Consider the following 22,368-nt stretch of genomic DNA (forward strand, 5'->3'; position numbering starts at 1 on the left):
AAGTCCACCGGCAGGTTGCATATGACTGCGCGGCACAACTGCGCGACGTGACTGCGTGACGTGACTGCGTGACGTCACTGCGCGGTCCATCGACACCGCACGGCAACGCTACACAACAACACGGCGATTCACCACGCCGGACCCGCGGGTCCGTTGGACCCATCACGCCTGAAGTCTGGAGATAACCGATGAGTCAATCCCTCGCACCCGCACTCGAGCCGGCCTCGAGCGCCGCCGCGCACGACGATCTGCTGTATCGCAAGGTGTCGCTGCGCATTATTCCGTTCCTGTTTCTTTGTTACGTGGTGTCGTTTCTCGACCGCATCAACATCGGCTTTGCGCAGCTGCAGATGAAGCACGACCTCGGCTTTAGCGACGCCATGTATGGTCTGGGTGCGGCCGTGTTCTATGTCGGCTATGTGCTCTGCGAGGTGCCGAGCAACCTGCTGCTCGCCAGGTTCGGCGCGCGTCGAACGTTTACGCGCATCATGCTGCTGTGGGGCATGGCTTCGGTCGGCATGATGATGGTGTCGACACCCGCGCACTTCTATCTGCTGCGCTTTTTGCTCGGCGTGTTCGAGGCGGGCTTCTTTCCGGGCATCGTGCTGTACCTCACGTATTGGTATCCAGCCCGGCGGCGCGCAGCGGTGCTGTCGATCTTCTTTGCCGGTGTAGCGGTGGCGGGCGTGCTGGGCGGCCTCGTGTCAGGGTGGATCATGCGCGATATGGGCGGCGTGCTGGGTCTGTTCGGCTGGCAATGGATGTTCGTCATAGAAGGAGCGCCGGCGGTCATTCTTGCGCTGGTCGCCGCGGTCTATCTGGTCGACGGGCCGCAAGACGCAAAATGGCTCACGGCTGACGAGAAAGCGCAACTGATCGCGCAACGCGAAGAGAAAGGCGCGGCATCTTCACATGCGTCGCATTCATCGCATTGGTTTATGCAGGCTTTGCGCAATCCGCGCGTCTACCTGTTCGCCTTCATCTATTTTTCGCTGACCTGCGCGTCGTTGACGCTCAACTTCTGGATGCCGTTGATGATTCGCGACTTCGGCATTCGCGACGTTCTGGCGATCAGCTTGTACAGCGTCATTCCGAATGCAATCGGCGCGGTCGGCCTCATTCTGATTGCACGTCATTCGGATAGGCGCGGCGAGCGGCGCCGGCACTTTGCGGTCTGCACCATCGGTGGAGGCCTCGCGCTTTCGCTTTTGACCCTGCATTTAAGCAGTTTTCCCGCGATGCTCGCGATTCTCTCGCTTGCCGCCGTGCTGATTTTTGCGGCGCTGCCGATCTTCTGGACCGTGCCGTCGAGTTATCTGTCGGGTGCCGCGGCGGCGGGCGGCATTGCGTTGATCAGCAGCATTGGCATTACGAGCGGCATTGTGAGCCCATGGGTGATCGGCCTGATCAAGACGCACACCGGCAGCATGGACAACGCGCTGTATCTGTTGACCATTCTGCTGTTCGCGAGCGGTGGGGCGCTGCTGGTTGGCGTGCCGAAGGAGAGCAAGGCGGTGTGAAGGTCACGCGGTGCGTGAGAGCGCCATCGTGTAGAGTCGCAGAATTCCATTGCGCCTTATTCCTGCGATGTCTGCCACTCTCGCACCTGTCCCGCTTCAGCATGAAGGCCCGCCCGATGTGTCGTTGTGGCGGGTCGACGTGTCTTTCGATGCATCGCTCGATGCGCCTGCGTTTCGATCCCTTAGTGACGAAGAGCGCAACAGGGCGCAGCGGTTTCGCCGCCACGAAGACGCGCTGCGCTTTGCCACGACGCGCGCCGCGTTGCGCGATTTGCTCGCCCAACGCAGCGGCGCGGATGCGCGCGCTGTGCGCCTGAGCGTCGATGAAAACGGTCGTCCGCGGCTCGCGGCTTCAAGCGCGCTCGACTTCAACGTATCGCATGCAGGTGCCTGCGGCCTGATCGCGATTTCTGCGGCGCGGCGCGTGGGCGTGGATATCGAGCAATGCGTCAGCACCTTCGACTGGCGCTCTATCATCGCGTTGACGTTGGACCCGGATGAGGCGGCGTGGATCGAGCGCCTCGCTCCTTCGCAGCAAATGGCTGCGTTCTACGACGCATGGACCGCAAAGGAAGCGCTTGTGAAGACGACGGGCGCAGGCATCGCGCGCGGCCTGCAGCATTTGACTGTGTTGCCGCGCGAGGGCCGTTGCGTCACGCTGCGCAACGCGATTCCCGACGATATGCGGACCATAGCCGCGCAGTGGATTGCTGCGCCGCAGGGCTACGCTGCGTGCGTTGCGTGGTCGTTGACGCCGCTCGCCTCATAGCGCGCCGGTCGTTCAAGTATTCCCGCGCTTGTCAGCGAGCCCCGAATGCAACTAACTGTCAGCCCCGCGCCGCGTCTCCAGATAAGATGGCGAGGCCCCAGGCACTCGCAGCCGAAGACATAAAACCGCCTGGCAACCATGTCTGCTCACGCACATTAACTCATGCCGACAGATCCGTCCGCAGCAGCGCATTCTTCCGCCATCGCCGACGAAGCCCCGCAGCGCTTGCCAACGCTGATGCTGGCCGCGGCGTTGTCGCTAGGAAGCGCGATCGCACTGGGGTTCGCGCGCTTTGCTTACGCGCTGCTGCTGCCGTCGATGAAACAGGATCTTGGCTGGACCTTTGCGGAGGCAGGCGCGATGAACACCGCCAACGCGCTCGGCTATCTGCTCGGCGCGCTGGCTTTTCCGCATCTTGCACGCCGCTGGCGCCCAGACACCTTGTGCGTGGCCGGTTGCGCAGCTACCGCGTTGCTGACGGCTGCTAGCGGTCTGGTCGCGGACACGAATCTGCTGCTGTTGCTGCGCGTGATGACCGGCATGGCCAGCGCGGCGATTTTCATTAGCGGCGGTGTGCTGGCCGCGCGCCTCGCTTCAGCGAGACCACGCGATGCCGGGCTCGTGCTTGGCCTGTACTACGGCGGCACGGGATGGGGCATCGTTGCTTCGTCGGTGCTGGTGCCGTTCACGATACTCGACCGTGCACATGGATGGCAGTTCGCGTGGTTCGCGCTGGCTGCCGCGTGCGCGCTTTTTACCGTGGCGGCCGTGGGTGCTGCGCACAGAATCGGGCGCTTGCACGCGACGGCGCCACCGGGCGCGCAGGGCATGGCCGCGAGCGATGCCGCGCGTTGGCCGCGCTTTGCGTGGGTACTTGCCGGGTATGGCTTGTTCGGCGTCGGTTATATCGGCTACATGACGTTCATCGTCGCGCTGTTGCGCAACGCGGGCATGAGTGCCGCCGTCGTTACGGGGTTTTATCTGTTGCTCGGTGTGGCGACGGTGTTCTCCGCGCGTCTGTGGTCTGGCTTGCTCGACCGCATGCGCGGCGGTCAGGCATTGGCCGCGCTCAATGCGCTGCTGGCGATCGCGACACTGCTGCCCGCACTCTTCACGCAAGCGTGGATCGCTTTTGCATCCGGCGCGCTGTTCGGCGCGACGTTCCTGTCGGCCGTTGCATCCACCACGGCATTCGTGCGCCACAATTTGCCGGCAAGCCATTGGGCCAAAGGCATTAGTGCTTTCACCATCGTGTTTGCATTCGGGCAGATTGTTGGGCCAATGGTAATCGGCTGGGTATCGGACGGAGCGGGCCTTGCTCGCGGTCTCATCTATTCCGCGCTGTTGCTCGCGGGCGGCGCGTTGCTCGCCGTGTGTCAAAAGCCGCTGCGCGCCGACTAGACCGAGGTCGTGGTGCTAGACCTGCACCGACGGAATGCTCTTCATGCAGCGCAACGCGAACATCGAGCGGCTATGACGAATGCCAGCGATCTTGTATAGCTTTTCGCGCAGGAATCGCTCATAGCCCGCGGTGCCGTCTACGGCGACCTTCACCAGATAGTCGTAATCGCCGGATACGAGGTACGCCTCCAGCACTTCGGTGAGTGTCGCGAGCTCGGCGCCGAAGCGCGCGAGCGCGTCGTCATCGTGACGATCGAGCGTCACTTCGAGCAGCACGATGTCTGCTAGCCCCAGCTTCTGCTGATCGAGCAGCGCAACGTAGCCGCGAATATAGCCTTCGCTTTCCAGTTGACGTGTGCGGTTCCAGCAAGCGGTGGTCGACATGCCGACGAGTTCGGCCAGTTCCGCATTGCTCACGCGCGCGTTCTTTTGCAATGCGCGCAGGATTCTGCGATCCTGATTGTCCAGCGCGCGGATCTTGTTGCTCATGGGACGCCCCGGAAGATTGTTCGTTCAGACATGATTCTATCGGAAGAACCTTCCGCTAGTCGCCCGATCGCGCGGCGCATTCAGAAGCCTATCCAGCGCGGGTCCCGGTATATTTTGACGGTGCCTTCGTGCCCGGGACAACCGTCCGGATCGCCGATCTCCAGGCGGCCACGCGCGGCCACAAGCCGCTAGCGGTATAGCGCTGCTTTTACCGAAGCCAGCATGAGAGCGAATTGCGCCGCTACCACGTCGCAGTGAAACCCTCGACCGGGCCGAACGCATGTAGCGCACTCGCGTGAAGTGCGGCGTGAAAAGACGCGCGGCCACAAAAGGGCCGCGCCATGAAGCGTGTTTCGAATGATCAATGGAAGATGAGGTACAGAATCACCAGCACGATCACCGGAACACCCAGAAGCCAGCCGAGTAGGTAAGGCATGATGTTTCTCCTTTCGTATCGAGTTGGAACACGACGGAGATTCAGCATGACGCGTGCCTGGGGTGCGCGGCCTTTGCCTGACGAATGCGTGCGTACCGCGCATTGCTAGCCGTTGTCGATAAAGCCCGGATACAGCGCCATTCCGCCGTCGACGAATAAGGTTGTGCCCACAACGTAATCGCTTTCGTCGGATGCGAGCCAGACTGCAGCCTTGGCTATGTCTTCCACTTCGCCAACACGGCCGTATGGAATCAATTGCAGTAACTTCGTGCTTGCGGCGCTCGTGTCCCACGCGTCGCGATTGATCTTCGTGCGAATGGCGCCCGGAGCTATCGAGTTCACGCGAATACGCTCGGGTGCGACTTCTTGCGCGAGCGACTTCATAAACATCTGCACGCCGCCCTTCGACGCGGCGTAGTTGACGTGCCCGGCCCACGGAATGACCTCGTGTACCGAGCTCATGCAGATGATCTTGCCCAGCGCGTTCGATGCAGAGGTGGGCCCGCGCCGCCGGAACTCCTTCACCGCGGCTTGTGCAGTGAGGAACTGTCCCGTCAGATTCGTGCCGAGCACGGTTTGCCAATCGTCCATCGACATATCGGCGATACCGCTGTCCCTCTGCAAGCCGGAATTTGCAACCACGATATCCAGCGTGCCGAAGCGTGCGCGGCATTCGTCGAACATGACCTCCACGTCATCGGGATTGGATACGTCGCCTCGTACTGCGAACGCCGTGCCGCCGGACTGATTGATTTCGTCGGCAAGCTTCTCCGCTGATTCGGCATGCGAATGATAATTCAGCGCAACTGAGGCGCCCGCACGGGCAAGCGCCTGCGCGACGCCATAGCCAATGCCGGAACTCGCGCCCGTGACCAGTGCGAACTGATTGGCAAGTAACTTTTCCATCGCAATTCCTCGGTGCAGACTAGCGTTTGTGTCGACGTGCAGACGTAGCGAGGCCGCCGGGTAGGCGAGCAGTTCACTGCATCGCAACCCGGCGGCCAGGTCCGCATTGATCTACGTGTGTGACTGCGTCAAGCGAATGGCTATATGACGCCGGCGACAAGCAGCACAATTACGACAATCAGCACGAGACCCAGACCACCCGTTGGTGCATAGCCCCAGGAACGGCTATGTGGCCAGGTCGGCAACGCGCCGATAAGGAGAAGAATCAGCACAACCAGAAGAATAGTTCCCAACATATATGACCTCCGCTTGGTTGAAGGCGCTGTCTTGCGCGAAGGCCGAGCACGCGTATTGAACGTGCAACCGTACCGGGCGCAAGACAGTGTCGTGACCTAGGCCGAGCAAACGTCGTGCCCAATGCAGAAGCCGCAGGGTCCTTACACTGCTGGTGTATCCGCACCGGCGACGCGCGATGCGATCAGATCCGAGATGAACGCACCCGCCAGCGCAACAGCGCCGCATGCAAAGATCAGCGCGTAGTTGTTATGCGAATGCGAGAACAGATACGAGTAGCCATAACCGCCAAGCGCCTGGAAGAGTGCGAACGCCGTGGTCGCGCGGCTCCATGAAGCACGCTGTTCCGTATGATCGTGCGGCACGAGTTCATGAATGCGGCCGAGCGCGAGCGGCACGACGCCAGGCGTGAAGATGCCCAGTATTACCGTCGACAAGGCCAGCACCCATGCGTTGCCCGAGAGCGCGAGCAGCGCAACAGCGGCGGCTTGCAGCAGCAATGCCACGCGATAAGCCTTGCCGTAGCCGATACGATCCGCAATGTTGCCGGCGATCACCGGCCCTGCGATGGCGGCGAGCCCGTACAACACCCAGTAGTTCGCGCCGATTCCCGCACCGCGACCCAGGCCGCGCGCCACATAATCGACGAGCAGAATCATTGCCGGCACGAGACCAAGTGCGTTGGCTGCATATTGCGCATAGAGCACGCGCAGCCCGAGCGTGGCAGTTTGCGCAGCCTGATGATGAGCGGGTGCCGCGACGGGCGCGGGCGGGTTAGTCGACGGCCAGCCGAACCAGCTCACCGCGGTGAGGACGAGCGCGACTGTGCCGAGTCCGAACCATGTCGTTCGCAATCCGAAATGAAGCAGTTCAGGAATCAGCGTGCCCGATGCCGCAATACCAAGTCCGAGTCCCAGAAAGATCATGCCGCTCACGAAGCCGCGGCGCGGCGCGGGAATATGCGGAAGAATGGAAGTCGCGACCAGCACCATGATGGCGCCGCCGGAGATGCCCGACAGCAAGCGCCACACAAAAAACCAGCTTATCGACAGCGGATACGCGCATGCGAAAAATGCCGCGGTAACCACCGCCATCAACATGCGCAGGGCGGTCCGGTTCGACAACGCGGACGCAAGCGGTCGGCCGATCAGCGCGCCGATCAGATAGCCGGCGAAATTCGCGGCGCCCAATGTGACTGCTTGCGACGACGTGAACCAGTGCGCCTGAATCAGCGATGGAATGAGCGGCGTATACGCAAAACGCGCCAGTCCGATTGCGACGAGACTGCCGCTCAGTCCGGCGAGCGTGGCAAAAAGCGCGCGGGCGTCGAGCGATGTCGAAGCCGAAGAGGTTAACGAAGGCGCTGTAGACATGACGGTTCCTTTACCGGCCAACGTGCATGACGTAGCGCCGGGGTCTGTGAGACTGCAAAAGTGTGCGAACAGGTGCGCCCTGCCAGGCGCGGGGCTCAACCGTCGCGGGGTTTTGTCGGCAGTGCCGGCAGGCCGAATAGCACGAGTGCGCTCGCTACCGCACTGCTGAGCACGTCACGCTGCGGATCGACCCGAGCTAGCACGCGCATGCCGAGCACGGTGGCGAGCAGATGAGCGGCGGCGTCATCGGCGCGAATGGTTTGCGGCAGCGTGCCGTTCTTTTGCGCGGCGGTGAGGCAGCGGTAGAAGAACTCGCGTATCTCCGCGACTTCGGTCGCGACGAGTTTGCGGAATGCTTCGTCGTCCGGTGTCATTTCCAGCGCCGAATTGACCAGCATGCAGCCGCGCTTGTGCGGGTCGGACACTGACCGCTCTATCGTTTCTTCGAAGAAGCCGGTGATGGCTTGCGCGGGCGGCATGGTGCTCTCCAGGCGCCTGATGCGCTCGCGCAACGAGCGGTCCAGATAATGTTCGAGCGCGCGCAGATAGAGCCCGCGTTTGTCGCCGAATGCGTTGTAGAGGCTTGGCTGAGTGAGACCGGTGCACTTGACCAGGTCGCGCGTGGACGTGGCCTCGTAGCCCTTGAGCCAGAACGTTGCGCTGGCTGCTTCGAGCACCTCTTCCTCATCGAATCCGCGGGGTCGCGCCATGATCAATGTCCTTTGCCGCCGGCAGGTGGTTATGTATCAGTCGATATAGAACGGGATTATATATCGATTGATACAAAAGGCAAGGACTGGTCGCGGGCAGAGGGGACGGGACCGCCGCGCCTTGAGGGCGAGCCCGTGGCGCGGCGGTTTCCAATTACCGGCATGTGGAGCGTCCTACAGATAGGTGCCCTTGATGCGGCCTTCGAAGATGGCTGTGTTGATCGCAAAGTCGTCGACGTGACCGAGGGCGCCGCCGTCGACGGTGACGACGACTGACCGGCCGCCGCGCACGAGTTTCAACTGCTCGGCGGTGAGCGTGACTTCGTGCTGGACGCCTTCGGCGCAGCGGGGCAGATCCTTGATGATGACGGTGGATTTCATGGCGATACTCCTTGAGGTAGTAGGGCGAGCACGGCGGTGTGCTCGCTCCGGTTTCTGCAAGGCATATGCCAATTTGCGCGTGGAAAAGTGCCGGTCCGCCGCGCGCCGGCAGACGCAAGGCCAGGCAGGGACGCACGCCGCTCCTTCGCAAATCGTGGATTGCGGTCGGGGAAAATTTGAAGCCAGGTGTGCGGGCGCGCCCCACAGAAGAGGCGTCGAGTGTTGGTCTGCGAGCACGTTGAAGCCGTCGGAGTGCCGAGGCCTCGCTCGATTCGGCATACCCGCACAAACGCAAGCGGCACGCGCCGACGACGCGTGCCGCTGCACTGCTCAATCGAATGTGGATCTAGCTGCGCCGTGTCTGACGGGTCGCCGCCACTTTCGCGATGGTCCGATGCGCGGCCGGAAAGCCGGGCGGATATTCGACAACCCGCGCCGAGGCGGGCACGAGCGGCGTGGCGCTCGTCAGCCGTGCGCCAATGCGTGCGCCGCCGACAATGGCGGCCATTGCCTCACGGTCGAGTTCGACGCTGTCCGCGAGGTCTTTGATAAGAAGCTTGGCCATGATGTATTCGCCCGGAAAGCGGAGCGATGCACCGGTGCGATGGTCCGGTTCGCGCTCGCGAGTGTCGTCCAGTGTACTGAGGTCTCGTCGCACTATGAGTATAGGAAATCTGTTTTCAAGCTGCCTGCCGGATAGGGCGAGGCGGCAGTAGGGAGGCCCCCGGTCCTTCGCTACTGCACGCCGTCACACGACCGCGGTGTTGGATGCCCACAGCGCGGGGCTGACGTTCAGATGCAGAGGAACGATGCCGGCGCCGACCACGCCCACGTTGTTCAACGCCGCGACGTTCACGTATTGCAACTGGCTGAGGTTCTGGTTCACCGAGACATTGACATTGGCAATGCCACTCAGGCCGCTTACCGAAGGCACGCCGGGCACACCGCTGCCGGTGCCGCCCGAGACTGCCGACATGGCGCGGCGGTCGAGTTCGCGGGTACGGGAAAGATCGCAAATGATGAGAGATGACATGGTGTCGCTCCAAAGGTATAGGGAAGAAGGAGGCGCATCGCGCGCGGCGAAACGGCCCGCAACGGCGGCCGCTTCGCCGCGTCGCACATTACATGTGGATGTTGTTGCTCGACGTGACCGACGGGTTGAGCGTCGAGCTGATGCCGGCGGCGAAAGCAACGTTGTTGCCGTTGGCGTTCTGGATGTTGAGTTCGTTGCTGATCAGTTGCGTCGCGTTGACCTTCTTGCTGTAGTCGGGCGCGTAGACCGGGCTGAAGTTGAAGTACGACGTGGAGGGGCCGAAGCCGCCGCGCACGGCGCTCATTGCTTTGCTGTCGAGTTGTTCGGTGATGGACAGGTCTTTGATCATCAGCGTGTTCATGGTGAGTCTCCTGAAAGTGAAGGTTACGGTTCTGCGCTTGGGTTCGAGCAACTTGTCTGCTCGAGCGTCACTAATGCACAGCCTGTGCCAGATTTATTCAAGGTTCCTAATAAAGTGGCCCGAGCCTTGCCCCGCAAGGCTTACAAAGCGCTGCGGCGAATTCCGGTCTGTTCACTCAAGATGCGATGCTCTCGCGCAATGGTGGCGTCCGTCCGACAGCGCGCCCGATTCTGTTGGATCACATGCAACAGGCGCGCGGCATGCCTCGCGCGGGGCAATCCTGGTTTGCGAAAGCACAGGGTGGGAGCTAGTATCGAAGCGGCACATGTAACTGGTTACGACAGCTTTCCTATCGGCCGGAGCGACCCTGATAGCAGGCGAATGGGTCTACGGCAGCGGCGGCACTTCGCACAATATGGCTAGCCTTGCGCGTGTGATTCACGACTTCCAGAACGGCGAGCTGTCTCGTGACGAGTTCGTCGCTCAACTCGACAGCACGTTGGTGACCGAACGCCTCGGTCCCGCGCAGTTGCTGGAGATGCTCGGCGCGGCGCATCGCAAGGCGCCGCTGCCGGAGGACCTTTACATCGAAGTGCGGCGACGCATCGAGCAGTTGCGCGTGTCGAACGTGGCGGCGGGCGGCGAGGAAACCGGCATACAGACCACGGTCGAATTTCCCTCGGTGGTCCCAGGCGCGAAGGAGCGCGCAGGCGCCCCGGCGAGCGCGTCCAGCTCTTCGAGTATTGGGGCGCACGACCAGATCAAGGGTATTGGCGATACGCTGAACAACCGCTTCGTGCTCGAAGAGTGCCTTGGTGTCGGCGGAATGGGCACGGTCTATAAGGCGCTCGATCTGCGCAAGCTCGAAGCGTCGGACCGTAAGCCGTATCTCGCGATCAAGGTGCTCAACCTCCAGTTTCGCGGCAATCCTAATTCGCTCGTTGCCTTGCAGCGCGAGGCGCGCAAGGCGCAGGTGCTCGCGCATCGCAACATCATTACCGTGTACGACTTCGACCGTGACGGGCCCATCGTCTATCTGACCATGGAGTACCTGTCGGGCAAGCCGCTCAGTCAACTGTTGCGCACGCCGGGGTATCAGGGCATGCCGGTTCGAGCCGCGCTGCCCATCGTGCGCGGCATGTGCAGCGCGCTCGCATACGCGCACGAACGCGGCTTCGTGCACTGCGACTTCAAACCCGCCAACGTGTTTCTCACGACGAATGCCGAGGTAAAGGTGATCGACTTCGGCATTGCTCGTGTATTTCAACGGCCGGAGGAAGAGAGCGATGCAACCGTCTTCGATCCGGGCAGCCTGGGCGCGCTGACGCCTGCGTATGCGAGCCCCGAGATGATCGAGCATCGCGAGCCTGATCCGCGGGACGATATCTATGCGCTTGGCTGCATCACGTATGAACTGCTGACTGGGCATCATCCGTTCGACCGCCTGTCCGCCACACAGGCGCGCAATGCGGACTTCAAGCCGCAGCGTCCGTCCAGCCTCAACGCGCGGCAGTGGCGCGCATTGCGGGCCGCGCTTTCGTTCGACCGCGCGACGCGCATGCCGAGCGTGGCGCGCTTCATCGCCGAATTCGACAACGAGGCTCGCGCGGAAAAGTCGGGAACGTTGGCAAAGGCCGGCCTCGCCGGATTTGCGGTGATCTGCTCGGCCGCCGTGGGGGTATTCGCGTGGCGCGCGGCACCTGGCCGTCATGGCGAAGCGCAGGTGGCGGCAGGTGCTTCGCAACAGCGTGCGGGCGAGGTGACTGCGTCGTCGTCGGTGCAGGGAAGTGAGACGGTGGCTGCGCTTGCGGGCGGGAGCGGTAACGCGGCGAGCTTGAGCGGAGCGCCGACGAATGCAAGAACGGCAAGTGCGGCGGCGACAAGCACGACGACGGCAACTGCAACCACCCCCAGTGCAAGCCCGACAACTGCAACGACAACCAGCGCGCCGTCGTCGAACTCCCCCGTTGCCCTCGCACCACCCACACCGCCAGCAACGCCAAAACCCGCGCTGACGCTCGCGGCGGTCACGCCGACGCTTGCTCAGGTGCCCTGCTCCGCGTTATCCGCTGCGACGCAGGATCACACGTTGACGGTGCGCGGCTACGTCTCACAACGCTATGGTGTGGCGCGCCTGAAAGATGATCTGTCGGCGCTGCCCGGCGTCGATGCAGTGAAACTCGACGTAGAGCCCACCGCCGACGACAAATGCGCCACGCTCAAGGCGCTTGCGCCCTACTGGGTGCAGAACTGGCAAGCAGGGCACGTTGCGGGGCTGCAGGTGCGTCCGCCGGGCGGCAGGTTGAGCGAGGGTGATTCCCTGGTAGTGGACGTGAGCACCCCCGGCTACGACTCGTACGTGAACCTGGACTATTACCAGCTCGACGGCAATGTCGTACATATGGTGCCGAGCCCCCGCGCGAAGGACAACCAGGCCCCGCCGCACTATTCGGCGACGGTCGGCAGCGCGGGCGACTGGGTCATTTCAAAGCCGTTCGGTTCGGAGATGGTGGTATTGCTGATCACGCCCGCGCCGCTTTTCGACAAGCCGCGTCCCGAGGCCGAACCCCGCGCCGATTATCTGCGCGCCCTCGACACGCGTCTCACGCAAATTACCGCGAAATACGGCCGCGAGCGGATCGTAGCGGACTTCGCGCCAATCACCACAAAGCCGCATGCGCCGTGACACGCTCGCCGCGAGTTGGCCAAGCGCGCCGCGAATCACTTGAGGTCTTTGACCACCCGCAGACCATCTTGCGACTGACGCACGCCCGCGCTGTATTTGAAGCGCGTCGCGCTTAGCATGTAGCCGGCACCTTCGCGCCACGAGCCGCCGCGAATCACACGCATGTCGCAACTGGGGCTTTCCCACGCGCGGCCGTCGACGGGCGCGGACTGATACGAGTTGTGCCAGCAGTCGGCAGTCCATTCCCATACGCTTCCGTTCATGTCGTACAGGCCGTACGGATTTGCCGCGAACGAGCCCGCGGCCTCGGGGCCTTCCTTGTGCCACGGTTCGCCGCAATCCTTGCAGTTGGCGTTGCCCTTGCGCATCTGGTCGCCCCACCAGTAAGCGGTCGTGGTGCCGCCGCGTACCGCGTATTCCCATTCGGCCTCGGTGGGCAGCCGGTATGGTTTGCCCGTCGTTTTGCTGAGCCACTTCACGTACTGTTGCGCGTCGTCCCAACTCAGATCGCGCGCCGGTGCGGCCTTGTTGGCGTTCGTTTCGGGCGTCAGCCTGGCACAGGCATTGGCCGCTACGCATGCGTTCCACTGCTCGACGGTCACCTCATATTTACCGATAGCGAACGGCGCGCCAATCGTCACGTGATGAACGGGCTTCTCGGATGGGTCGTCGCTGTTGCTGCCCATCGAGAAGGAACCTGCGGGCAGCGCGATCATGATTGGGCACGCAGCGCAGTCACGGCTTTCGCCCGCAACCGGAGCGCGGGAAACGGGTTTTTGCGCGGCTACAGAGACCGGCGGCGCCGGCGGCACTGGCGGCGAGGCAGCGCTTGCGGCGGGCGTTGCGGCCCCCGCGCGCTGGCGGTCCTGCGCCGCGGAAGATGAGGGCGCGCCTGGTGCAGGCGCAGTCGACGTCGCCGGCCGCGTTGTCTGCTGCGGTGCTGTGGCCGGTGTGGCCGACGATGAAGCCTGCTGCGTCGGCGCGCCGGGAGTGGGTGCGTTCGATGCCGCCCGCAGGCGATCGATGCGCGCATGCGCGAGCGTGGCAAAGCGCCCGTTCGGATACGCCTTCAAATACGCTTCGTAGTCGGCGGGGTAATTGCTGTCCTTGATCGAATTCCAGAAGGTGATTTCGTATTGCTCGCTGCTGTCCTTCGGCAATATGCCGCGGCTGTGCGGGGCCACCACGGTCTCATCACTTGCTCCCGATCCGGCAGAAGCCACGGTCGCGCTGCGTGTCACAGCGGCGGTGACCGGCAATGAAGACGCGATCCACGGTTGCTGCGCCCCGCCCGTCGCAAGTCTGACTTGCGACGCGACGTTCGCGAACAGGCTCATTAGCGGCTGTGCGGGTGTCTCGTCGAGGGCGCGCAGCAACGCGTGCGTATAGATGCCGTGGCGCAAGCCGTCCGCTGCAAAGCCGCCGCGCGCCGTTGCGTAGGCAACGAGCGTGTGCGGCGGAAGTGCCGCGGCGCTGGCGACAACCTCGCCAGTGAATGGATTGTCAAGACAGGTGTCGAGAATTGCGATATTGAGTCCACCGCTGCGCGACGCGTGCATTGCCTGCAAGACGCTATCCAGGTCGATGCCTTCGCGAATCGGCGAGGCCGGCGAGCGCATATCGAGCCCGGCGGGAACCAACAACGTTTGCGTGCCGATGCGCATGCCGTGCCCGGCGAAATAGAAAAGGCCCACACCGCCAGCGCGCAGCCGCTCGCGGAATTCGTCAATCGCACGCTGCATTTGCTGCGACGTTGCGTCCGCAAGCAGCGTTACCTGGTAGCCGAGCGCACTTAGCCGGTGCGCAAGCGCTTGAGCGTCGCGTGGCGCATTCTGCTCGATGACGTTCGCCGGATCGCCGCCAATGGGATCATGCTGACCATAGGCACCGTTGCCGATAACCAGCGCGATGCGCGAAGCGCCAGCTTGCATTGGTGTGAAAGGTGCCAACGGTGTGACAGAAACGAGCGGTGCAATCGCTGCATCAGCCGCGGCGGCCGAATGCGCCGCGCCCGTGCCCGTGCCCGTGCGCGCAGCCGCGGCAAACGCACTGTCGCAATTCACCAGAATGGCCCCGGCCATCCATGTCAGCAGGAATAGTCGCCACATCTTCGCATCCTGTTTGTTCCGGACAGAACATAGGCATCCGGGCACCGCGCTTTCGCCGCTGTTCGTTGCCGTTTGCCGATACCGCGGCGCGGGAGATGGCGAAGTATCGACGCGCGTTCGACTGTCCGCGTTGCAACGTATCAACAAACATAGCACGCGCGTGGCGGGCCACAACCAACACTTTCACCGGGTGCCCCATACGGTTAACGAGTGTGGCGTATCTTTTTGGCAAGTTACGTCCTAAGCTGATTCACAAAGCAACGCGGCAAAGTCGTTTTAACTACGCGGCTGCCGCATCGAGCGCGCCCGCGATCGCAGCACCATCGCCTCGCTGCCTGTGCAGTCGGGGTGGTCACGACCGCTCTTCGGGAGAGTGCGCCATGCGAAAAACCAACGTCCCTGCTGTCTCCCCCTCCAGTTTCAATGGCATGTCGCGGCTGTGCGCAATGCGGGCGGCTTCGCGGACACTGTTAGCCGTGGCGCTTGCCTGCACTGCGCTACCGCTGCCCGCGTTGGCGCAGACCACTGCGGCACCCAGCGGTGCGGAGGAATACATCATCTGGCCGTCCGACGGGGCCGTGATTCACGGTGGCAAGCTCTGGGTGCGCATGGGCTTGCGCAATATGGGTGTGTGCCCGAAAGGCGTCAGCTTTCCGAACTGCGGGCATCACCATCTTCTGATAGACACCGACCTGCCGGCCCTCGACCAGGAAATTCCGTCGGACCGCAATCACCTGCATTTCGGCGCGGGCGAGACCGATGCGCGTATCGAGTTGCCGCCAGGCAAGCACACGCTGCAACTCATTCTTGGTGACCACAATCACGTGCCGTTTGCGCCGCCCGTGTACTCGAAAAAGATCACCATTACCGTGCAGAAAGACTAGCGCGTTTATCGTGTACCGCGCATTCGACGCGGCCTGCTCAGGACGGAGAGACCTTCATGTACAAACTCATCGCAATCGCGGCGCTGGTGGCGTCGGCGGCATGGGGCGTGGCCGATTTTGCCGTGGCGGCCGGGGCGTCATCGCCTTCCGGCGCTTATGCGTATATCGGTTATCCGAACGACGGTCAGGTCGTTCCCGCCAACAAACCCTTTCGCGTGTGGTTCGGCTTGCGTTATATGGGCGTGGCGCCGAAGGGCGTGAAGTATCCGAACACGGGGCATCATCATCTGCTCATCGACGTGGACTTGCCGCCGATGGACCAGGAGATACCCTCAGACCGCAATCACCTGCATTTCGGCGCGGGCGAAACCGAAACCATGATCCAGTTGCCGCCCGGCAAGCATACGTTGCAGCTTCTAATGGGCGACGACATGCACGTTCCCCACAACCCGCCGGTTTACTCGAAAAAGATCACGGTCATTGCGCGTTGAGTCAGGTGCACGTCGCACCCGGGCCGAAATAGAAGCCATGTCATGCCGCAGCCAACCATTTCGCGCCGCTTGTTGGCTGCAATCCATCACTTCGATGCCCACTCATCGCCATCTTATTCAGCGTTGCTGTGTTGCCGTTTCGCCGGAAGGCTTGGCCCACGGCACTCCAGCAAATTTCTTAGGAGCCTGAAGCAAAACTGGCACAGCCCATGCGTTAGTGACGCTCGAGCAGACATGTTGCTCGAACCCAACCGAAACACTGTGACCTTCCCTTCAGGAGATTTGCCATGAACACGCTGATGATCAAAGACCTGTCCATCACCGAACAACTCGACAGCAAGGCGATGAGCGCCGTGCGCGGCGGCACTGGCTACATGTATCCGTCGTCGTCGTATCTGAACTTCGCGCCGGTCTATGCACCGAACAACAGCAAGAAGGTCGATGCGACCCAACTGATCAGCACGACGATGAACATCCAGAACGCCAACGGCAACAATGCGGCGTTTGTCGCCGGAGTCACGACCACGATCGATCCGCACGTCACGTCGAGCAACAACATCTTCGTGTCGTAACTGGCGCGGGCGGACGCCAGAGCTTGCCGGCCCGCGCGTCCGCCGGCCCCTGAAAAACCCGACACATCAATCGTTCTTTTCACGCGACACCTCGTCACCGCACATCTCCCACGCCTATGTTCATGCACTGCTTCGATGGTGAAGCGGCGCCGGAGATGCTTTACTTGAATCGTGCGCTTGCATCGGGCAGATCGGGCAGTGAAGTGGGCGTCATCGGAGAAAACCGTGTCAGCGTTGCCTGAATCACAGAGTGTTCTGCGCTTCGTCAATCGCCCCGCTGCGGTGATGTTGCGCGGGCTTTGCGCCGCAACGATAGGCGCCGCGGTTTTGTGCGCGTGTGTCGATGTCAGCATGCCCGCCTATAAGCGGCCCGACACGCCGGCCAAGACCTCGTGGAGCGGCCAGAACGGCACCCCGGTCTCCGCGGCGGCCACCATCGAGCCCGACTGGTGGAAGGGCTTCAGCGATCCGACGCTCGACGCGCTGATTGCCAGGGCTATCAGTGGCAACTTCGACATCAAGGTACTGGCCGCGCGTATCGACGTGGCTCGCACCCAAATAGGCGAAGCCAGGGGGGGCGCGCTGCCGACCATGGATCTTGGCGGCGGCGCCAGCTTTCAGAAAACCACCGGCCAGACGTTTGCGAAGCAATACAACGTGGCAACGCAGGTCAATTGGGACATCGATATCTGGGGAAAAGTAGAGAAAGGCGTGCAGGCGCAGAAGGCTGAGTTTCGCGCGAGCGAAGCGGATTGGCGTGCCGGTTATCTCGAACTCGTTTCGAACGTATCGAGCACCTATTTCCAGATTCTCCAGTTCGACGATCAGATCGACCAGCAGCAGAAAACGCTTGTCACCAACCGCCAGATTCTGTCGATTTACGAAGGTCAGCGCCGCAGCGGTCTCATTCCGCAGACGCTGGTCTTGCGGCAGCAGGCGGAGATCAATCGGCTGACGAATCAGCTGCTCGAACTAGGGCGCTCGCGCGACCTGGCGAACAACGCGCTGTGCACGCTGATCGGGGTACCGGCGGGTGAATTCCGCTTGCCCAAAGGCCATTTACAGCAGCGAGTGCGCTTGCCTGGCGTGCCCGACGGCCTGCCTGCGCAACTGCTCGCGCGGCGCCCCGATGTGGTGGCCGCGGAATTCCGGGTGCTCGAAGCCTATGACCTCGTCGGTCAGGCCAAGCTTGCGCAATTGCCCTCTATCAGCTTGACGGGCCACGGCGGTACGGCGAGCTTCGCACTCACCGACTTGCTGAAGTCGTTCACTTACGGCTTCATGCCGAGTATCAACATTCCGCTGCTCGACCCCGGTGTGCGCGCGCACGTGAAAGTGACGCAGGCCCAGTCGACGGTGGCGGAGCAGCAGTACCGCGCGACGGTAATGGGCGCGTTCGAGGAGGTGGAGAACGCGTTGGTCAATCTGAACGCGCACAAGGCGCAGCGAATAGAACTGCAACAACAGGTGGACCGTCTGCAGATCGTGGCCGATCAGATCCAGTCGCAACTGCGGCTTGGCGTGGTGTCGCAACTCGAGGTGTTCGAGACGGAGCGCACGCTGCTCGAGGCGCAGTTGTCGCTACTCGCCAATCATCAATTGATTCTGTCGGACACTGTGCTGCTTTATAAGGCGCTCGGCGGCGGCTGGCCGAGTGTCGACGTACAGGCGCAAGTCAAAGAGCAGTAGAGCACGAGCCCGACAAAGTACCGGTAAGTAAAGGAGCATTGAGCTAATCCGCCGGGCCGCGCGCCGCGTCTTTTTCATTGCGCGCCGCACGTCCGGCGGCTTGATAACCGACGACTGAGAATTGACACTCGCTATGCGTGACTTACAATCTTTGAGGAGCCGGGTTTCGGACGGCTCCGCAAAACAAGATCTCTTCGCCGTCGTCCCTTCGTGCTGATTCCGTTGCGCTCTCGCCGCAGCGGGTAAACGATTAGTGATCCGGATAAAATGGCCGACGGCGAAATTCCGATTGCTGAGACACGCACAACAGCCGAAACGGTTTTCGACGTGCTGCTGTCTCCCCTTGCGTCCGGGCAGCGTCCCGCGCTGGACGCCATCAGGATTGTCGATAGTCTGTTCGCGATCGGCCGCAGCGAGGCACCGTTTACGGATTATCCCGCCGAGCGCATCGCGCGTCTGTCGCGCCGTCATGCACGCATCTTTATCGAACAAGGCGCGCTGTACGTCGCGGACCTGGGCAGCAAGAACGGTACCACCGTCAATGGCGTCGCAGTGCGGCAAACGCCGGCCCGGGTGCGCGCCGGCGACGAGCTGTGCTTCGGAGGCGACCTCTGTTATCGCGTGAGCATCGAGCCGCGCGCTCGCATTGTCGCGGCCAGCAACGCCGCGTGCGCGCCGGGTCTCTTGCTCGTGCCGCAGCGCGACGACCTTGGGCTGCAGCCCATTGAAGTGCAGGCGTTTCCGTTTCTCGTCAGCAAGGCGGATCAGGTGTTTTCGCGCTACAAGGACCGCTATCCGCATCAGGTCAACTATATTTCGCGCCGGCACGCGCACATCTTTCTGAAGGGCAACGAGCTTTACCTGGAAGATCTCGGCAGCACGAACGGTACGTTCGTCGGCGGCAAACGTCTTGACGAATCCGCTCAACCGCTGGTGGACGGCGACATCGTTGCATTTGGCGGCGACCACTTCGTCTACAGGGTGACGCTGCACAAACCGCCTGAAGCCGAGCCGACCGTGACGCAACTGTTGCTCGATCCCGCCGCCGCCGAAGCCGCCGATGCCGACAAGACCACCTTCGTCGGCGCAGCCAATTCGTTTCTCGACATCTTCTGCGTGGATCCGGCCCGGCAACGTGAAGACGAAATCAATGAGGCGGCGCACGCAGCGGGGGCGCCGGCAAGACGCGCTGCATCGACAGCGGCCGCGGCAAATGCAGCAAAGAGCGGCAATGGTGGCCCCGCTCACGACGGCACCGCAGACGGCGCGAAAAGCGGCCGTGCTGCCGGCGCGACGAAGCGCAAGCCGCGCCGCTGGCGCCTCGTGGCAAGCGAACTCAGAAAGGCATTCGTCGGCGACGAGCATGCGAACACGCGGCGAATCGCGGTATGGGGCGGCGTTGGCGTCATATTACTGGGCACTGTCGCATTGACGCTGTACCTGCGCGGTTCGTCCGAGCGCGAACTGAAGAGCTTGCTCGCGAGCGGCGACTATACGAGCGCGGTGCGATCGGCAAAGAGCTATCTGGCGAGCCATCCGACCGACACGAAAGTCAGTGCGCTCGCAAGCGAAGCACTCCTCAAGGCGAAGCTTCCGGACTGGCTCAACGCACTGCAAAAGGCGCAGTTCGAGCAGGCCGATGCGCTGCTTGCGGACATGAAGGCGTCGAGCGCGCACAATGCGGACGCCGCGGCGCTGGTGGGCGAATTGCACTGGGTGGGCGATCTCGAACGCTTCATTGCCGGGCGCGGCGGCGTGGAGGCGCCGATCCACATGTATCGCGACGAGGCGGCAATCGACGGCCTGCTGCAACGGTGGCACGACGATCCGCAAAGCCACCAGCGCGCCCTCGACAGAATCGCCTCGTATGTACCCGTTTTTACCGAGCCGTATGCGCAGGCCATGAGTCATCTGCGTAAGCTCGAAAGCGACGATTCGGTGTATCTGGCCGCCATAACGCGGCTTGACGGCGCTATTCGCACCGAGTTGGCGCGCGACAAACCGGCCGCGCTGCCATCCGTACTCGACGACTATGCGCAACGCTACCCGCGTCTCGCGGGTCTCGATCAGGTGCGCGACGATTTGCGCCAATACACGGCTGTACTGGAGGCCGCGCTCGGTCGTCAATTGAGCACCTTGCTCGCGCTAATGAAGACCACGCGGTTCGGTACGCCGCCGTTTCAGGCGCAATATCGGCAACTGGCCGCGACCCGTTTGCCTTCGGACGACGTGATCCGCCGCCACGACACAATTGCCGCTGCCTGGCAGCGCGGCGACGCGCAACAGGCGCTGGCGGGATTGCAGTCGATGCCCGCCGGACCCTGGTCCGATGTACTGGCCGCCGAAGCGGCGCACAAGAAAGCGCTGCTCGATCAATACAACGACCTGCAGAAAACGCGCGGCAGCAAGGATTATGACCAGCGTCTGCTGTCTTTCTACGCGAGCCTGGATCCGCAGACGGACGTCTGGTTCGCGCGGGCCATCGAGAAAGACGTCGCGGCGTTGCACGACAAAGCGTTGTCGCGTGCGCAAGACCTGATGCTGCGCGCGCAGAGCCTGTGGAAACAGTATCGCGCGAGTGGTCCGATTGGCGGCACACAGCGGCTGGAAGCGGGCATTTCGCCGGGCTTTCGCAACGAAGCGCGCCTGCTGTCCGATGCTCAGACGTCCGCGCAACAGGGCATGCGCATCTATTCGCAGTTGAAAGCGGACCATCCCGCAGACTTTGACCGCCTGCTTGCGGACATAGAAGCGGAGACCACCTTGCAGCGCCGCTCGCTCACCGAGTTGCGCATGGTGCTGGACCCCGCGCTTCTGAAAGCGAAGCTGGCGTTGATTGGAGGCGAGCAGAGTGAAACGCGACAGTCACCCTAGAACGCTGGCCGAGGCGCTGGAAGACCATAGCGTCGAAGGCATTGCAATACTCACCGCGGAGCCGGTGCGAATTGCGCGTGCGCTGATCTGGGCGATGGTCGCTCTGGTGGTGGCGGGTTTGCTGTGGTCGTTCGTGGGCCGTGCCGATGTGATCGTCAGCGCACAGGGCACGCTCTCGCCCGAGTCAGAGGTACGCCGCATTTATGCGCCTATCGACGGCGAACTTGCGGATCTCTATATCGCGGAAGGCCAACCGGTGTCGAAAGGCGATGTGCTCGCGCGACTGAATGCACGCGGCGCTATAGAGGCGGCGAGCAACGCGTTGCAGGCGCAACTGAAACTGGAAGATGCCGAGCGCGACTGGAAGCAGTTCCCGCAGAAGAAAGCGCTCATGGAGCGAAAGGCCGCTGCATTGAAGACGCAAATGGAAGTGGAAGCCCGTTTGCACGAAAACCGCGTGTCCGAAGGCACGACCAAGCTCGCTGAAGGGCAGAAAGCCGAACTCGACGAAGCGCGCAGCATACTCGACAACGCCCGGCGCGTGCGTGAGGCGGCGCACCAGGAACTCGACCGCTATTCGCGGCTCTTTGCGCAGCCAGGCGGCGGCGGGATTGCCGAATTGCAAGTCGAGCAAAAGCGGACGGCGGCAATGGAAGCCGACAACGCATACCGGGTCGCGCAGTCGAAGCTCGCCGAGCTGGACTTCCGTTTGAGTCACGAATACGCGAAGGCAAATGCGGAGCTGGAAACGAGCGGGCAGCAAGCCACCGAGCTGCAGCTTCAGTACGACGCCGCGGTGCGCGACATTACCGACGCCGAAGACAAGTTGCGCCTGCAACTGCAAAGCGCGCGCCTCGTCTCGGAAGCCGCGGCCCGAATCCGTTTCGAGAACATCGACAAGGACAACTTCCTGCTGATTCTGGCGCCGGTATCGGGGGTGATTACAGATGTCACATCGACACAGCGCGGCGACAAGATTCAGGCGAACTCGCCGCTTGGCGGCATTGCGCCGAAAGACGCCAAGCCGGTGTTGAAGATAGAAATTGCCGAACACGACCGCGCGTTTCTGCACGAGGGACTGCCGGTCAAGCTGAAGTTCAACGCGTTCCCGTATCAGCGCTATGGATTGATCGGCGGCACGCTCGCCTATATTTCGCCCGCGACCAAGCCCTCGTTGCAGAACAAGCAGCCGGTATACGAGGGCCGCGTGATCCTCGACAAGAACTACTACGAGATTGCCGGCACTCGCTATCCATTGCGTTATGGCATGACGGCGAGCGCGGAAATCGTGGTGCGCGAGCGCCGGCTGATCGACCTGGGCCTCGATCCATTCAGGCAGGTGGCGGGCTGATCGCACGGATCGCACGGATCGCACATTAACCAAAGGAGCG

At 62.4% G+C, this 22,368-nt stretch carries 20 protein-coding genes and 1 pseudogene; 10 read left to right on the forward strand and 11 right to left on the reverse strand.

All coding sequences use genetic code 11. The annotated features are described in order from the left end of the window. Positions 1–188: 188 nt before the first annotated feature. From JNB89_RS25890 to JNB89_RS25900, 3 genes are all read left to right on the forward strand, one after another. A complete protein-coding gene (locus JNB89_RS25890) occupies positions 189–1,520 on the forward strand; it encodes an MFS transporter (protein WP_220364114.1) in 1,332 nt (443 codons plus the stop codon). 67 nt (positions 1,521–1,587) lie between these two features. Beyond that, positions 1,588–2,289, forward strand: coding sequence for a 4'-phosphopantetheinyl transferase family protein (locus tag JNB89_RS25895; protein ID WP_220364115.1), 702 nt, complete (start codon positions 1,588–1,590; stop codon positions 2,287–2,289). Between the two features lie 162 nt (positions 2,290–2,451). Beyond that, the gene (locus tag JNB89_RS25900; RefSeq protein ID WP_220364116.1) at positions 2,452–3,690 is read left to right on the forward strand and encodes a YbfB/YjiJ family MFS transporter; all 1,239 of its coding nucleotides are present in this window, start codon (positions 2,452–2,454) and stop codon (positions 3,688–3,690) included. Positions 3,691–3,705: 15 nt separating this feature from the next. Here the strand turns inward: JNB89_RS25900 and JNB89_RS25905 are convergent, their stop codons facing one another. The 9 genes from JNB89_RS25905 to JNB89_RS25945 form a co-directional block, all read right to left on the reverse strand. Continuing rightward, a complete protein-coding gene (locus JNB89_RS25905; protein ID WP_013342340.1) occupies positions 3,706–4,179 on the reverse strand; it encodes an Lrp/AsnC family transcriptional regulator in 474 nt (157 codons plus the stop codon). A gap of 541 nt (positions 4,180–4,720) precedes the next feature. Next, positions 4,721–5,521 (reverse strand): SDR family oxidoreductase, encoded by an 801-nt coding sequence (locus JNB89_RS25910; RefSeq protein ID WP_220364117.1) that lies wholly within the window; start codon positions 5,519–5,521, stop codon positions 4,721–4,723. Positions 5,522–5,661: 140 nt separating this feature from the next. Further along, positions 5,662–5,817, reverse strand: a complete 156-nt coding sequence (locus JNB89_RS25915; protein ID WP_013342343.1) for a DUF3309 family protein — start codon at positions 5,815–5,817, stop codon at positions 5,662–5,664. Between the two features lie 141 nt (positions 5,818–5,958). Continuing rightward, positions 5,959–7,188, reverse strand: coding sequence for a YbfB/YjiJ family MFS transporter (locus JNB89_RS25920; protein WP_013342344.1), 1,230 nt, complete (start codon positions 7,186–7,188; stop codon positions 5,959–5,961). A gap of 95 nt (positions 7,189–7,283) precedes the next feature. Then, a complete protein-coding gene (locus JNB89_RS25925) occupies positions 7,284–7,898 on the reverse strand; it encodes a TetR/AcrR family transcriptional regulator (RefSeq protein ID WP_220364118.1) in 615 nt (204 codons plus the stop codon). A 174-nt stretch (positions 7,899–8,072) separates the two neighbouring features. Continuing rightward, positions 8,073–8,279: a hypothetical protein gene (locus JNB89_RS25930; RefSeq protein ID WP_013342346.1), complete on the reverse strand. Its 207-nt coding sequence runs from the start codon at positions 8,277–8,279 to the stop codon at positions 8,073–8,075. A gap of 346 nt (positions 8,280–8,625) precedes the next feature. Continuing rightward, a complete protein-coding gene (locus tag JNB89_RS25935; protein WP_220364119.1) occupies positions 8,626–8,844 on the reverse strand; it encodes a hypothetical protein in 219 nt (72 codons plus the stop codon). 183 nt (positions 8,845–9,027) lie between these two features. Then, the gene (locus tag JNB89_RS25940; protein ID WP_013342348.1) at positions 9,028–9,312 is read right to left on the reverse strand and encodes a hypothetical protein; all 285 of its coding nucleotides are present in this window, start codon (positions 9,310–9,312) and stop codon (positions 9,028–9,030) included. Between the two features lie 88 nt (positions 9,313–9,400). Next, positions 9,401–9,673 carry a hypothetical protein gene (locus JNB89_RS25945; RefSeq protein ID WP_027214875.1) on the reverse strand — a complete coding sequence of 91 codons (273 nt, stop codon included), beginning with the start codon at positions 9,671–9,673 and terminating at the stop codon, positions 9,401–9,403. A gap of 415 nt (positions 9,674–10,088) precedes the next feature. On the opposite strand from JNB89_RS25945, the gene JNB89_RS25950 reads away from it, so the two are divergent. Beyond that, the gene (locus JNB89_RS25950; RefSeq protein ID WP_220364120.1) at positions 10,089–12,359 is read left to right on the forward strand and encodes a serine/threonine protein kinase; all 2,271 of its coding nucleotides are present in this window, start codon (positions 10,089–10,091) and stop codon (positions 12,357–12,359) included. Positions 12,360–12,394: 35 nt separating this feature from the next. Here JNB89_RS25950 and JNB89_RS31445 read toward each other — a convergent pair whose 3' ends face one another. Together JNB89_RS31445 and JNB89_RS31450 are read right to left on the reverse strand one after the other, a co-directional pair. Then, positions 12,395–13,075, reverse strand: a complete 681-nt coding sequence (locus JNB89_RS31445) for a formylglycine-generating enzyme family protein (protein WP_431026606.1) — start codon at positions 13,073–13,075, stop codon at positions 12,395–12,397. A 552-nt stretch (positions 13,076–13,627) separates the two neighbouring features. Beyond that, positions 13,628–14,467, reverse strand: a pseudogene (locus JNB89_RS31450) (caspase family protein); the annotation flags it as partial. Positions 14,468–14,847: 380 nt separating this feature from the next. Between JNB89_RS31450 and JNB89_RS25960 the strand changes: the two are divergent. From JNB89_RS25960 to JNB89_RS25985, 6 genes are all read left to right on the forward strand, one after another. Beyond that, a complete protein-coding gene (locus tag JNB89_RS25960; RefSeq protein WP_220364123.1) occupies positions 14,848–15,351 on the forward strand; it encodes a DUF4399 domain-containing protein in 504 nt (167 codons plus the stop codon). A 56-nt stretch (positions 15,352–15,407) separates the two neighbouring features. After that, positions 15,408–15,842 (forward strand): DUF4399 domain-containing protein, encoded by a 435-nt coding sequence (locus JNB89_RS25965; protein WP_135891030.1) that lies wholly within the window; start codon positions 15,408–15,410, stop codon positions 15,840–15,842. Positions 15,843–16,129: 287 nt separating this feature from the next. After that, entirely contained in the window at positions 16,130–16,414 is a 285-nt protein-coding gene (locus JNB89_RS25970) for a hypothetical protein (RefSeq protein ID WP_013342354.1), read from the forward strand. 285 nt (positions 16,415–16,699) lie between these two features. Then, positions 16,700–18,103, forward strand: a complete 1,404-nt coding sequence (locus tag JNB89_RS25975; protein WP_220364140.1) for an efflux transporter outer membrane subunit — start codon at positions 16,700–16,702, stop codon at positions 18,101–18,103. Positions 18,104–18,370: 267 nt separating this feature from the next. Then, the gene (locus JNB89_RS25980) at positions 18,371–20,977 is read left to right on the forward strand and encodes an FHA domain-containing protein (RefSeq protein WP_220364124.1); all 2,607 of its coding nucleotides are present in this window, start codon (positions 18,371–18,373) and stop codon (positions 20,975–20,977) included. After that, entirely contained in the window at positions 20,955–22,328 is a 1,374-nt protein-coding gene (locus JNB89_RS25985) for an HlyD family efflux transporter periplasmic adaptor subunit (protein ID WP_220364125.1), read from the forward strand. The genes JNB89_RS25980 and JNB89_RS25985 overlap by 23 nt, the downstream gene beginning before the upstream one ends. The last annotated feature ends 40 nt before the right edge of the window (positions 22,329–22,368 follow it).

The sequence above is a fragment of the Paraburkholderia phenoliruptrix genome, from assembly GCF_019511605.1.
Classification (GTDB): domain Bacteria; phylum Pseudomonadota; class Gammaproteobacteria; order Burkholderiales; family Burkholderiaceae; genus Paraburkholderia; species Paraburkholderia phenoliruptrix_A.